The sequence below is a fragment of the Asanoa sp. WMMD1127 genome, assembly GCF_029626225.1.
GTDB lineage: Bacteria > Actinomycetota > Actinomycetes > Mycobacteriales > Micromonosporaceae > Asanoa.
Map to the genome: position 1 here is coordinate 5,706,937 of NZ_JARUBP010000001.1, position 12,304 is coordinate 5,719,240.

The 12,304-nt window shown below is 72.3% G+C and carries 12 protein-coding genes; 1 reads left to right on the forward strand and 11 read right to left on the reverse strand.

The genetic code is table 11. The features are described 5' to 3' along the window. Window positions 1-122: 122 nt before the first annotated feature. The 3 genes from O7635_RS27225 to O7635_RS27235 form a co-directional block, all read right to left on the reverse strand. A complete protein-coding gene (locus tag O7635_RS27225) occupies window positions 123-1,607 on the reverse strand; it encodes an MFS transporter (protein ID WP_278083327.1) in 1,485 nt (494 codons plus the stop codon). Between the two features lie 165 nt (window positions 1,608-1,772). Beyond that, window positions 1,773-2,651: a hypothetical protein gene (locus tag O7635_RS27230; RefSeq protein ID WP_278083328.1), complete on the reverse strand. Its 879-nt coding sequence runs from the start codon at window positions 2,649-2,651 to the stop codon at window positions 1,773-1,775. 57 nt (window positions 2,652-2,708) lie between these two features. Then, the gene (locus O7635_RS27235; RefSeq protein ID WP_278083329.1) at window positions 2,709-3,164 is read right to left on the reverse strand and encodes a hypothetical protein; all 456 of its coding nucleotides are present in this window, start codon (window positions 3,162-3,164) and stop codon (window positions 2,709-2,711) included. Between the two features lie 71 nt (window positions 3,165-3,235). Here O7635_RS27235 and rpsD point away from each other — a divergent pair, with 71 nt between their 5' ends. Then, entirely contained in the window at window positions 3,236-3,844 is a 609-nt protein-coding gene (rpsD, locus tag O7635_RS27240; RefSeq protein ID WP_278083330.1) for a 30S ribosomal protein S4, read from the forward strand. Between the two features lie 50 nt (window positions 3,845-3,894). Here the strand turns inward: rpsD and O7635_RS27245 are convergent, their stop codons facing one another. The 8 genes from O7635_RS27245 to O7635_RS27280 all read right to left on the reverse strand — a co-directional run bounded on the left by O7635_RS27245 (window position 3,895) and on the right by O7635_RS27280 (window position 12,285). Next, window positions 3,895-6,009: a M14 family zinc carboxypeptidase gene (locus O7635_RS27245; protein ID WP_278083331.1), complete on the reverse strand. Its 2,115-nt coding sequence runs from the start codon at window positions 6,007-6,009 to the stop codon at window positions 3,895-3,897. A gap of 61 nt (window positions 6,010-6,070) precedes the next feature. Next, window positions 6,071-6,703 (reverse strand): hypothetical protein, encoded by a 633-nt coding sequence (locus O7635_RS27250; protein ID WP_278083332.1) that lies wholly within the window; start codon window positions 6,701-6,703, stop codon window positions 6,071-6,073. Between the two features lie 28 nt (window positions 6,704-6,731). After that, window positions 6,732-7,532 carry an endonuclease/exonuclease/phosphatase family protein gene (locus O7635_RS27255; RefSeq protein WP_278083333.1) on the reverse strand — a complete coding sequence of 267 codons (801 nt, stop codon included), beginning with the start codon at window positions 7,530-7,532 and terminating at the stop codon, window positions 6,732-6,734. 21 nt (window positions 7,533-7,553) lie between these two features. Continuing rightward, complete coding sequence (locus tag O7635_RS27260; protein WP_278083334.1) at window positions 7,554-7,847, reverse strand: DUF202 domain-containing protein; 294 nt, start codon at window positions 7,845-7,847, stop codon at window positions 7,554-7,556. After that, window positions 7,844-8,197 carry a DUF202 domain-containing protein gene (locus O7635_RS27265; RefSeq protein ID WP_278083335.1) on the reverse strand — a complete coding sequence of 118 codons (354 nt, stop codon included), beginning with the start codon at window positions 8,195-8,197 and terminating at the stop codon, window positions 7,844-7,846. The genes O7635_RS27260 and O7635_RS27265 overlap by 4 nt, the downstream gene beginning before the upstream one ends. Then, window positions 8,190-9,065, reverse strand: a complete 876-nt coding sequence (locus O7635_RS27270) for a formylglycine-generating enzyme family protein (protein ID WP_278085581.1) — start codon at window positions 9,063-9,065, stop codon at window positions 8,190-8,192. Before O7635_RS27270 ends, O7635_RS27265 begins: the two co-directional genes overlap by 8 nt. 98 nt (window positions 9,066-9,163) lie before the next feature. Beyond that, the gene (locus O7635_RS27275) at window positions 9,164-10,660 is read right to left on the reverse strand and encodes an arylsulfatase (protein ID WP_278083336.1); all 1,497 of its coding nucleotides are present in this window, start codon (window positions 10,658-10,660) and stop codon (window positions 9,164-9,166) included. Then, on the reverse strand, window positions 10,657-12,285 hold the full coding sequence (locus O7635_RS27280) for a hypothetical protein (protein ID WP_278083337.1): 1,629 nt from the start codon (window positions 12,283-12,285) through the stop codon (window positions 10,657-10,659). The genes O7635_RS27275 and O7635_RS27280 overlap by 4 nt, the downstream gene beginning before the upstream one ends. Window positions 12,286-12,304 lie beyond the last annotated feature (19 nt).

Below are 12,304 nucleotides of genomic sequence, written 5' to 3' on the forward strand. Positions count from 1 at the left end.
GGCCTGCTCCGGCCCGCCGCCCGGCTTGTCCCGCGCGGCCTGGGCCGGGCCGCCCGCGCGGCCCGCCTGGCCTGGCCCGCCCGCCGCGGCGCCGGGCCTGTCCCGGCCGCGCCGCCCGCGGGTCACACGCCGACGTGTTCGGGCGCTTCCTTTCCGACGTTGCGGCGGAAGGCGGCCAGCAGGGGTGGCGAGTACCAGGCGTCCTCGCCGCCGAACCACTTCGCCAGCGACGGGGTGGGTGGGCGGCGGACGCCGCCGGTGAGGTAGAGCGAGATCGCCGCCAGCGTTCCGGCGCCGGCGATGCCGAGCGCGATCCACAGTGCGGTCCGGATGCCCGCCTGCTGAGTCGCCCCGACCGTCAGCGCGATGTAGACCAGGATCGGCGCGATCATGAAGGCGGCCACCGCGCGGAGCAGTTCGATGATGGCGAAGACCCGTTGCAGGTTGGTGTTGCGTAACGAGAAGCCCGCGATGAACAGTGACGGCGCCACGGACGCGCCGACGCCGAGGCCGATCAGCGCCGTGCCGACGAGGGCCACGATCGTCGACGGTGGCAGGCTCGTGGCGATCAGCGCGATGCCCGCGGTGAGGCTGAGCAGGCCGCCGAGAGCGAAGAAGTGCAGCCCGCGGGAGGCGAACAGCACGGCGAACAGGATCGCGGTGAGCACCGCCCCGCCGAACTCGGGCAGGTAGATCAGGCCGAGCTTGAGCGGCGAATAGCGGTCGGTGAGCAGGATGCCGGTCAGCGTGATCGCGGAGACCGACGCGGCGGCGGCCGACATGGCCGCGATGATGCCGGCGACCGGCAGCGTGGTGGTCAGCGGCCGCAACACCAGCAACGGGCGCCGCGCGCGATATTGCTGGACCAGCAGGACGAGGATCAGCGCCACGCCGGCGATCAGCGGGGCCAGGGTCGCGGCGTTGAGGTCCTGGTGGGTCAGCAGCTGCGCCGCGCCGTAGAACGCGGCGATGCAGCCCGCCGCGGCCATCAGCACGGCGGTGGGCGCCTTGGTCGACGTGGGGTCGGCGGGCGGCGCGTAGCGGTAGGTGGCCAGCACGAGGAGCAGCGCCACCATGGCGATCGCGGCGATCACCCAGAACATCGGGCGCCAGCCGTTGGCGTCGGCCTGGATGCCGCCGATCAGCGGGCCGAGCGCGACCGCGCCGAAGATGGACAGGTTCAGCACGACCGCGGTGTAACGCACCTTGGCCGGTGGGAATCCGGTGACCAGCGGGGGCACGGCCGCGATCAGCAGGAGGCTGGTGCACAGGCCCTGCAGCACGTGGCCGGCGATGAAGGTGACGGGCCCGACCGCGGCGGCCGCCAGCACGGAGCCGATGACCAGCACGACGGCGTAGACGATCAGCATCCGCCGCTGTGGCAGGTGCTGCGCCAGTTGCACGGACAGGACGGTGCCCAGCGCGTAGCCGGCGTTGGCCAGGCCGGTCGCCAGGTTGATCTCCTCCGTGCTCATGCCGAGCTGTTGCTGGAGGACCGGCATGACCGGTTCCAGCGCGGCCGAGAGCACGAGGTAGGGAATCAGTGCCAGCACGACCATCGCCGCCACGGCGGGATAGTGCCCAGCGAACGGACCTTGCCTCGTCATCAGCGGAACCCCCCGGGCGCAGGCCGGCGTGCAGTTCCGTGCCGGCGGCACCGATCCGTGCGCCTGTGCGGGGACGACCCGCCGTGGGCGGCCCGCGAGCGACGCGGGCAGCCAGCTCAGGCGTCAAGCCCAAGCTACCCCGGCCGAACACCCGTCCGGGCGACATTACGGAGCTTCGAGGCGCCCGTAGGAGACCAGCGTCCGCAGGTTTTCCAGGGTGACGATGCCGCGCCACTCGAGGACGGCGGCCTGGCCCGGCGGCTCCCAGGTGATCGGCCAGCCGCCGTCGTCCTGCTGGTCGCGCTCCATGCGGTCGAGGTGGCCCTGGATGACGTCCTCGTCGAAGAGCGCGCGCCACGGGCTCTCGGCCGAGGAGGCGAGGCCGAGCGGGGTCACGCCGTATTCCGGCGCGTCGGGGTCGAGGTTGAAGTGACTCGCCGTGTCGAGGGCCGCCCGGACCTTGGCCGCCGCCGCGGTGGCCCGGTCGCGCTCCGTGCCGTGCTCCAGGAACACCAGGATCTCCCGTAGGGCGTGGGCGTCGGTCGGCAGGTCCTCGTCGAGCCGGGCCCAGCACCAGGCTGCCGCCGTCGTCACCCACGGGTGCTCGACACCGAGGCGGTGGAGCAGGCCGACCAGGCCGGCGGTCGGGTTGAGCGAAGGCGCGTAGGTCCACTCCGTCATGTGATCCGCCCGCGGATAGCCCTCGATCACCGGATCGGCCAGCGGGACGGCGCCGCCAGCGTCCACATCGGACGCGACGCGGGCGAGGAAGTCGGCCGCGCCGCGGGCCAGGGGCAGGTCGACGACGCCCGCCGTCGCCATCGCCTGCAGGGCGACCTCGACGTCGAGGGGAAGGCTGGCGGGACAACGCTTGTCGGGCTCGAGCGCGTGACCGAACCCGCCGTCGTCGTTGGCATAGCCGCGCAGCACGTCGACGACGCGGCCCCCGGGCGCGCCCTCGAAGCAGGTGGCGAACAGCCGGCGCTCGAGCAGCCGGCCCTCGCGTCGCAGGAACTCACGCCCGTCGGCGAATCGCTTGTCCATGCGGGGGACGCTACCCGCGGCGTACGACAGTTGTATTGAACGAATCGGACGCGCGGCTCAGCCCTCGGCGTACGCCTCGGGATCGATCTCGATCCAGCGGCCGTCCGGATGTTCGAGGCGGACCTCGGCGACGTCCATGCGGTGGAGAGCGTGGCCCTGGCCCACGTCGAGGAGGTCGGCGACCGGCCGGTGGGCAGCGAACTCGAGCGCCGCCCGGCGTGCCAGCGGCTCGCGCAGTCGGGTCGACCAACCCGAGATCCAGATGCGGCTGCCGTCGGGCGCGGCGATGCCCAGGACGGCCGCGACGTCGTGGCTGTCGGGCGCGGTCAGCGCGAGGTCGACCGGGTCGTCGGCGGTGACGAGCAGCAGCGGCGAGCCGGCGCCGTCGAGCGCGTGCCGGACGGGGTAGGGCCCGCGGCGGCCGGTCGCGCCCCGGGCCACCTGGACCATCCCTGGGTGCTGTCCGGCGGCGAGCGCGCGGACGTGCGCCACGAGGTCGGTGGACTGCGTCATGGTGCCTCCCGGGATGCGTCTCCTCATTAGGTTAGGCTAACCTCTGGCACAAGCCAACCAGTGGAGGCAAGGTGAACCAGTCGCGGCCGAAGGCGAGACTCTCGCGGGCCCTCGGCATTCCGCTGACGCCGAAGTGCGTCAAGTACTTCGAGCGCCGGCCCTACCCGCCGGGCGTGCACGGCCGCGCGCGCCGCAAGGAGACCGACTACAAGGTGCGGCTGCTGGAGAAGCAGCGGCTGCGCCATCAGTACAACGTGAGCGAGGTCCAGCTCCGCCGCGCGTTCGCCGAGGCGCACCGCAGCAGCGGCAAGACCGGTGAGCGCCTGCTGGTCACGCTGGAGTGCCGGCTCGACGCGCTGGTGCTGCGGGCCGGTTTCGCGCGCACCATCTACCAGGCCCGCCAGGCCGTGGCGCACGGGCACATCGCCGTCGACGGACGCAAGGTCGACCGGCCGTCCTACCGGGTGCAGCCGTACCAGACGATCGAGGTGCGCGAGAGGAGCAGGGCCAAGACGCCGTTCCAGGTGGCCGCGGCCGGCGCCCACGTCGGCGCCCGCACCGCGCCCTACCTGTCGACCTCGATCGAGGACCTGCGCACGACCCTGGTGCGCCTGCCCGAGCGCACCGAGATCCCGGTGCTCTGCGACGAACAGCTCGTCGTCGAGTTCTACAGCCGCTGAGACGGGGGACGGCCCCCGGGCATCGCCCGAGGGCCGTCCACAATAGAAGGTTACGGCTGGACGGCGCCCTCGGCGCTGAGGTCGCGGGCGACCCGGACCAGCTCGACCAGGCCGGCCGCGTACTCCTGCGACTCCGCGTGGGCTTCCTCGTAAGGCGGCTGGAAGCCGACGCCCTCCCACTCCTGGGTCTCCGCGTTCCACAGGTCGTTGCCGACCTCGAAGTCCCAGGCCAGGATGCCCAGCTCGTAGTAGAGCTGGTCGGCCGAGTTGCCGGCCGCGGAATAGAGCACGTCGGCGACCGGCCCGGTGTACGACGGCCAGGTGACCGTGCCGCGCGAGCTGCGGATGGCGCCGATGATGCGCTTGGCGCTCTCCATGAAGTACGCGGACTCCTCGATGGACGGACGCGGCAGCGTGATGCGGCCGTCCGCCTTGTAGGCCCCCGGCGGCCACATGAAGTAGCCACCGTAGCTGTGCACGTTCATCGCGAACTTGATGTTCGGATGCGCCGACGCCAGGGCGATGACGTTGCGGCTCTCCGCCTCGGACAGCTCCGCCGTGCCGGAGTAGGTGCCCGACAGGCAGTTCGCGCTGCCGCCCACGTACCCGTCGAAGTAGGAGCCGACCGTGTAGTTGCGGTTGATGTCGACGCCCCACGAGTTGGCCAGCCGCGGGTCGCGTTGCGCGCCCGTGCAGTGGTTGACCAGGTTCTTGCGCTGGAAGTTGTAGTCGTTGAACGAGTAGTTCGCGCCGTCCGGGTTGACCATCGGCAGCACGAACACGTCGACGTTGTCCAGCAACGACTTCGTCTCCGCATCGGTCGCGTAGTTGGCCAGCAGGCGCTCCGCGAACTCCAGGGTCACCAGCGGCGTGGCCCATTCACGGGCGTGCTCCTGCGAGTACGCCATGACGCCGATCTTGGAGCCGTCGCGGACCGACCCGATGCGCATGGCCTGCACCGTCCACGGCTTCTTGGACACCTCGCTGCCGTCGAGACCGTCGTCGAGCCGCGCCGGGCCGGCGACCGGCATGACCTGGCCGGCCGAGCCGTCCTCGACGAACGCCCGGAACACCTGCGGGTAGCGCGCGCTGATGAACGCGGCGACCTGGTCGGTCGTGCTGATCACCGCGCCGGTGCTGTCGGTGGCCAGCGAGACGGTCAGGACCCGGTCCTTGTACGTGGCGTTCAGCGGCCGGTTCCGCCGCCCCGGGTCGACGGTCTTGACCTGGACGCCGTTCATCTTCTGGTCGCCGAACTTGACCGACTCGACCACGACGGCGGTGACGGCCGGGTCACCGAGGTACGCGGTCGCGGTGCGCCGGTAGCCCTGGGTCTTGTTGGGCAGGTCGATGACGTCGACCAGCGCCGGGTACTGCCGCGCGAGCCGCTTGATCCGCGCCTGGATGTCGGTCGGCGTCATGTAGGCGGCGATGAAGTCCTTCTGGTAGCCGGCGGGCAGGGGCGGCGGCGCCGCGCCGGGCCAGGCGCTCGGCCGGATGGCCCGGGTGGTGCCGCCCAGGCTGGAGCTCGCGGTGACGGTCACCGGCTGCGCGGGCACGGGCTGGGGGAGGGCGACGTGGTACTGGTATTCGCCCGAGTCCTCGAACCGGGAGAGGGGGAAGGATCCGGTGGTGCCGTCGGCCGTCTTCCACGTCACGGTGATCTCGACGTCGGGGTCGTCGGTCGCCGTCGTCGCGACCTGCACGGCGAGGAAGGTCTGGCCCTCGGTGCTCCACCAGTAGGACTGGAGGAACTGGAGGGTGTCGGCGGCGAGCGTGCGGGCGCCGGCGGCGCGCTTGCTGGCCGCGACCCGGGCGGAACCCTCGGACGCGGTCTGGATGAGCTGGGTGGCCACGGCGCCGCGGGCGGTCAGCGCGGCCAGTTCCTGGTCGGTGACGACCAGGTCGACCTGGACCTGGCCGAGCGTGGTGCGCGGCCGGGCGGCGACGTCGGCGCCGCTGGCGACCAGGTCGCGCAGCATCGCCTCGTCGGGAAGGCGGAACCGGACGAGCGCGGTCTGGCCGGCGGCCAGCTTGACGGCGGGACCGGCGGCGGGTGCGGCGGTGTCGGGCGGGGCGGCGACGCTCGACCCTGGTGCGGCGAGCAGCCCGACGGTCAGAACGGCTGCGGTGGCGCCGGCCACCCAGATCCGTCTGGTTGACATGAAACCTCCTGCGGACATCGAAGGACGTTGGGTCCTACATCAGTCCACAGATCGAGGTATGTCAACCGTTCGAAAGATACGCCAAGATAACTTCCGGATGATCGCCCCAGCGGCCGGCGAGCGCGGCGGCTGGAAGGTCACCGTCCGTGAATCGGCGGTTGATGACGATCCGTAGCGAGCCCACGTGGACCACCGTGCGGTCGCCGTGGTCCTCGATCCGCCGGATCTCCTCGACCGGCGGCACCGTGCCGCCGGGCACGCCGGTGCCCCGCGCGGTCATCGCCGGCGCCCGACGCTCCAGCGTGCCCCGGCCGTCGACGTCGACGAACTCCTCGGCCTCGCCCGTGCCCGCGACGATGGCGCCGGCCAGCGCACACAGGTAGACCGGGTCACTCGCGCCGTCGTAGACCCAGCGCTTGCCGAGCACGGAGTGTTCCGCGGTGCCGAGCAGCCAGACGTCACAACCGGGGATCGGCGCGTCACGGTAGGTGAGGGGCACGTGGTGGACCGGGCCGTCGCCGTAGCGGACGAGCATGGTCTCGATGCCCACCGCCCCGGCCGGATCGTCGAACCGGAACGCGGCGACCCGTTCCAGGTCGCCGGCCGCGCCCTGGTGCCAGCGCCGGCCGGGCAGCCAGCCGGCGATCAGGTCGAGCTTGCTGGGCGTCACGGTGGCCCGGTGCAGGAGCGCCATTGCCGGATCGTACGCCGGTCGCCTGTGCTCAGGTCGGCCCGGTCAGGCCCACGGTGACCAGCAGCCCGGGGTGGTCGGTGCTCCGGGCCAGGTCGACCGCCCGCATGGTCGGCTCGGCGAGGTCGGTGGTGGCGAGCACGTGCTGCAGCCCGCCGTCGCCGAGCCACCGGTAGCCCGCCGGCATGCAGTCCCGCAGGTCCGGCGGTGCGCCGTAGCGCAGGTTGAGGTCGCCGGCCACGATCGTCGGGTGGTAGCCGGCCCGCCGGTGCAGCGCCGGCAACGTCACCCCGAACAGGTGCTGGCACTGGTGCAGCGCGGCCTGCGGGTCGAAGCCGGCGAGGTGGGTGGTGCAGACGTCGACGGCGGCGAGCAGGCAGAGCCAGACCCGTTCCTCCGGGTCGACCGGGTCCTGCACGGGATAGGCGCCGCCGACCACCTCGTGCGGCACTGCCGGGCGGCGGGCGACGAGGCCGATCCCGTACGGCTGGCCGTTGCGCCCGCAGATCGTCGGACCGCCCGAGGGCCGGTCGGGCGCCGCCCGGAACCCGGACGCGACCGGCTCACCGTGCACCTCGCCGAGCACCGCGCCGAGGGTCGCGATGTCGCCCTCGCAGATCTCGTTGAGCGTGACCACGTCGGGCCGGGTGGCCCGGATGACCCGAGCGGCCTCGTCGATCGACCGGCCGGTGTAGCAACCGGCCTGCCCGCTGGCGCACAGGTTGAGCTGGAGCAGCCGCACGGCCCGTTCGGTGGGCGTCACCGAACCGCCGAGCAGCGCCGCGGCCGCGAGCAGCCAGGCGACGAGCAGGAACCACCGCCGGGACGCCATCGTGGATCAGTCTAGGTAACGTCAGGCGGCGGCGAGTACCCCGGCGACGGCCAACACGCCACAGGCCGTCGCCAGGCCGGTGAACACGAGCAGCGCCCGGGGCCGGACCGCCGTCGTGGCGGTGACCACCCGGCGCCGCCGTCGCCAGCCGGCCAGCACCGCGAGCGCGCCGGCGGCCGCCGCTCCCACGAACGGCAGTGGCGCGCCTCCGTGCAGGCCGAGGCGGGCGAGCAGGACGCCGGTGACCAGCGCGACCGCGGCGGTGCGCGTCCACGCCAGTGCGGTGCGCTCGGTCTGCAGACCGGGTCGGGTCACGACACCACCGCGAGCACCACCAGGCCCGCGCCGAGCAGGCCGACGACACCGGACACCACGGCCAGCAGCGGAGTGAACGGCAGCGGCCGGTCGTTGCGCATCGCCCGCTGGACCGCCGACCACCGCCGGTAGGCGACCACCGGCAGCAGCGTGCCGCCGATCGCCAGCACGGCGGCGAAGGCTGTCCGCAACCCCGAGAGGGCCGAGCTCGGCAGGAACTGGATGACCGCGATCGCGCCGGCCAGCAGCGCCAGCGCCGTCCGGATCCAGGCCAGGAAGGTGCGCTCGTTGGCCAGCGAGAACCGGTAGTCGGGCTCCGCGCCCTCCCGCTGCCAGCGTGGTTCAGCCACCCGCGCGGTCCGGTTCGTCGATGGCGCACCGGAAGCCGGCGTGCCCGGTCGTGCTGTCCGGTGTGGACGACGTCCGCGCCGAGACCCGGTAGCGGTTGCAGTAGGACTCGTGGCAGAGGTAGGAGCCGCCGCGCATCACCCGGGTGGCGCCGTCGGGCGGGCCGGTCGGGTCGCGCCGGGTGGCGTCGGATGCCGGCGCGTGCCAGTCCGCGCTGAACCAGTCGGCGCACCACTCCCAGACGTTGCCGGAGGTGTTGTAGAGGCCGTACCCGTTGGGACGGAAGGCGTTGGCGGGCGCGGTGCCGAGATGGCCGTCGGCGCCGGTGTTGTGCCGGGGAAACGTGCCCTGCCAGGTGTTGCAGCGGTGCTGCCCGCGAGGCGTGAACTCGTCGCCCCACGGGAAGGTGGCCCGCTCGAGCCCACCGCGGGCCGCCTTCTCCCACTCGGCCTCGGTCGGCAGCCGCTTGCCGGCCCAGGCCGCGTAGGCGCTCGCGTCCTGCCACGACACGTGCACCACCGGGTGGTTGGACCGGCGCGCGACGTCGGAGCCGGGTCCCTCGGGCGTCCGCCACGCCGCGCCCTCGACCGGCAGCCACCACGGCGCGCCCGGGACCTGCCCGTCGAGCACGCGGTGCGCCGCCTCGCCCCGGACGAACGCGTGGAAGACGTACGACCACCCGAACCGCTCCGCGTCGGTGACGTGCCCGGTCGCCTTGACGAACGCGGCGAACTGGGCGTTGGTCACCGCCTTGGGATCGATCCGGAAGGCCGCGACCTCGACCTCGCGGACCGGCCCTTCCCCGTCGTCCGCGAACGTGTCCTCGTCGTCGCTGCCCATCCAGAACGCGCCGGCCGGGATGCGCGCCATCCCCCGGGCCGCCTCGTGGGGGTCGACCCGGCGCACCGGCAGCGCCGGCGGCGCCGGGGACGACCCGTGGCCGCCGCCCGGGGCGCAGCACGAAGCACTCAAGACGGCACCTTGACGTCGAACGGCAGGCCACTGCTCTCGTCGCGGCAGATCTCCCGCAGCTGGTCGTAGAGCCCGGCGACCACCTCGGGCTCGTCGGCCCACCGGTCGGTCGTCTCGAAGGGGTCGGCGTGCACGTCGTAGAGCTGGCCGGTCGGGTGGTCGGCGTCCCACGGCGGGTTGGCGTGGGCCTTTCCGGAGCCCGAGGCGAACAGCGCGTCGATCGACGGCTCGGAGAAGCCGCCGCCGGAACCCTCCGCGAACACCGCCTTCCACCGGCCCGCCCGCAGCGCGAACCGGCCGCCGAGGCTGTGGTGCACGATCGGGCGGTCGGCGGGCGGGGGAGCGGCCTGGCCGGTGAGGGCGCCGAGAAGGTCGACGCCATCCTCGGCCGCGCCGCCCGGCAGCGACACGCCGGCCGCGGCCGCGACCGTCGGCAGCACGTCGGTCAGGCAGACGGGCGCGTCGAGGACGGCGCCGGCCGGGATGCGGCCGGGCCAGTGCGCCACGAACGGCTCGCGGTGGCCGCCGTCCCAGAGGTCGCCCTTCTGCCCCCGCCAGTCGCCGTTGGGCCGGTGTGCCGAGACGTCACCGTCGTCGGTGAAGATCGTCGGTGCGCCGTTGTCGCTGGTCACGATCACCAGCGTATTGTCGCGCTGACCACGGGCGTCGATGGCGGCGACCAGCTGCCCGACCGCCCAGTCGACCAGGCAGACGCCATCGGCCCGGTCGCCCAGCCCGGAGTGCCCGCGCACCACGTCGGGCGGGACGTTGGGCCGGTGCGGGGCCGACGGCGTGACGTAGCAGAGGAACGGTTGGTCGGTCGACACGGTCGACAGCCACCGCACCGCCTCACCGACGAACCGGACATCCGCCTCGTCCTCCCGGAAACCGGGCGCCTCGAGCCCGGGTCGCTGCTCGGTCAGGTAGACCTGCTTCTCCCGATCGGGCACGCCGACGGTGCGATCCTGGTCGATGAAGGCGTACGGCGGCATGTCGAGCGACCCGGCGATGCCGAAGAACCGGTCGAAGCCCAGCGCGGTCGGGCCGCCGCTGACCGGCGCCGTGTAGTCGATGTCGTGCCCGAAGTCGGTCTCCACGTCGTCGTGCAGGGTCGCGCCGGGCGCGAACGCGTCGCGGACCGACCCGTCCCGGTGCCGCCAACCGAGTCCCAGATGCCATTTGCCGAACGCGCCGGTGGCGTAGCCGGCGTCCCGCAGCACCGATGCCAGCGTGGGCCGGTCGGGCTCGATCAACGCCGGGCCGTGCCCCATCAGCACGAAGTTCTTGAGCGGCCCGCGCCAGGCGTAGCGCCCCGTCATCAGCGCGTACCGGCTGGGCGTGCAGACCGCGGACGCCGAGTGCGCGTCCGTTGCCCGCGCACCGCCGGCGGCCAGCGCGTCGATGTGCGGTGTCGGGATGGTGGACCCGTAGCAGCCGAGGTCACCCCAGCCCATGTCGTCGGCCAGCACGACCAGGATGTTGGGTCGAGTCACGTGCGGCAGCTCCCGTCGGTGCTGCGGTAGATCCGTACCGCGTTGGTGGTCGCCGGGTCGATGTCGAAGGAGCCGGCGTTGTTCAGGCACGCCCCGTTGGCGTACACGTTCTGGAAGTTGATGTTGCGCATCTTGTGCGTGCTGTCGATGCCCCGCACGATGTTCGGCTTGGTGTAGCTCGTGTAGGCGTGGATGTTCCGGAAGATGAGCTGCTCGATCTCGCCGTAGCCGCGCGCCGGGTCGTACCACTTGTTGTTGTCGATGGTGAGGTTGAAGAGCCGGAAGGTGGCGTTCTCGATCCGGATGTCCTCGAACAGATAGCGCGACAGCGTGCCGCTGCCGGCGTGCAGCGCGCGGAAGATGCCGGACTTCTCGATCTGGTAGTGCTCGGCGTGGATGACGTCGTTGTCGTAGACGTGGAACGTCGAGCTGTCCTCGTGGATGTTCCAACTGATCATGAACGGCGCGCCGTTCTCCAGCTGCCAGATGGTGTTGTGGCGGGCGATCGTGTCGCCCCAGAACAGCTTGATCGAGTCGTCGTTCGACTTCACGAAGTTGTGCTGCAGCACGCTCTTGTTGCCGCCGACCATCCCGTCGGTGCTGTACCACCAGGACATCGTCTTGACATTGTGGATGGTCGTGTACCGGGCCAGCGCACGGACGTTGAACCGGGGAGCGTCGACGAACGTGATGCCCTCGACGAGGAGGTTCGACGAGGTCTGGTCCGCGATGTCGATCATGCCGGGCTGGTTCTTGTTGGCGTCCTGGTCGCCCGTGTCCATGAACAGTCCGGAGATGACGCCGCGGCCCTTGATGGTGACGTCGTGCACCGAGCCGGTCGCGATGAACGCGGCCGAGACGAACGCACCGCCCGCGACGTAGATCGTCTGGCCGGAGGTGATCGGCTGGCCTGACCCGACATTGTGGACACCGGGGCCGAAGTAGCGGACGTTCGGGTCGCTCGGCGACGGCACGTCCACCTCGGGCGGGTTCGCGAACACCAGCATCGGGTGGAGAACCGGGTTGTGGATCTCGGGCTGGAACTCGACGGACAGGTTGCCGGGCCGGGTGAGCGTGAACGTGCAGGTGCTGCCGGCGAAGCTGGTGACCACCGCGGCCGAGTAGGGGCGCACCAGGCAGCCGGTCGCGCCGGGCGTGGTCTTCGTGACCCGCACGGTGACCGCGCCGGAGAACGAGAACGAGGTCCACGAGGTGTCCGCCTCGCGGTTGGTGTCGGCCTTCTTGGCGGTGGACCTGTAGACGAACGACGGCACCGGGCCGCCCGCCTGTTGCACGGTCACCGCGTACTGGTCCGAGGCCGGGATCCCGGCCGGCCCGGGGTAGGTGGTGAGCTGGTCGGGCGTGCCCGGCGCCGGGTCGATGCCGCCGTAGGGCAGCGTCGCCCGGTGCGCGGCGATCTCGTCGACGGTGGCCGCGGTCGACGCCGCGATGCTGTCGGCGATGTCGTCGACGACCGGCACGGTCCCGCTGATCGGGGTGACCGTGCCGCCGAAGTCGTACTGCGCTCCGGTGTAGGGCGGTCCGTCCGCGCGCGCGGTGCCCGCGGGCAGCAGGGCGGCCACGAGCGCGGCGACGGCGACGAGGGGGCGGAGGGTGCGTGGCATGGGCGTACCCGCTTCCTGG

Coding starts and splice junctions, on each gene's coding strand:
- O7635_RS27245 (WP_278083331.1), bottom strand. CDS start 6,009: ATGTCAACCAGACGGATCTGGGTGGCCGGCGCCACCGCAGCCGTTCTG.
- O7635_RS27255 (WP_278083333.1), bottom strand. CDS start 7,532: ATGGCGTCCCGGCGGTGGTTCCTGCTCGTCGCCTGGCTGCTCGCGGCC.
- O7635_RS27270 (WP_278085581.1), bottom strand. CDS start 9,065: ATGGCGCGCATCCCGGCCGGCGCGTTCTGGATGGGCAGCGACGACGAG.
- O7635_RS27235 (WP_278083329.1), bottom strand. CDS start 3,164: ATGACGCAGTCCACCGACCTCGTGGCGCACGTCCGCGCGCTCGCCGCC.
- O7635_RS27280 (WP_278083337.1), bottom strand. CDS start 12,285: ATGCCACGCACCCTCCGCCCCCTCGTCGCCGTCGCCGCGCTCGTGGCC.
- O7635_RS27230 (WP_278083328.1), bottom strand. CDS start 2,651: ATGGACAAGCGATTCGCCGACGGGCGTGAGTTCCTGCGACGCGAGGGC.
- O7635_RS27225 (WP_278083327.1), bottom strand. CDS start 1,607: ATGACGAGGCAAGGTCCGTTCGCTGGGCACTATCCCGCCGTGGCGGCG.
- O7635_RS27250 (WP_278083332.1), bottom strand. CDS start 6,703: ATGGCGCTCCTGCACCGGGCCACCGTGACGCCCAGCAAGCTCGACCTG.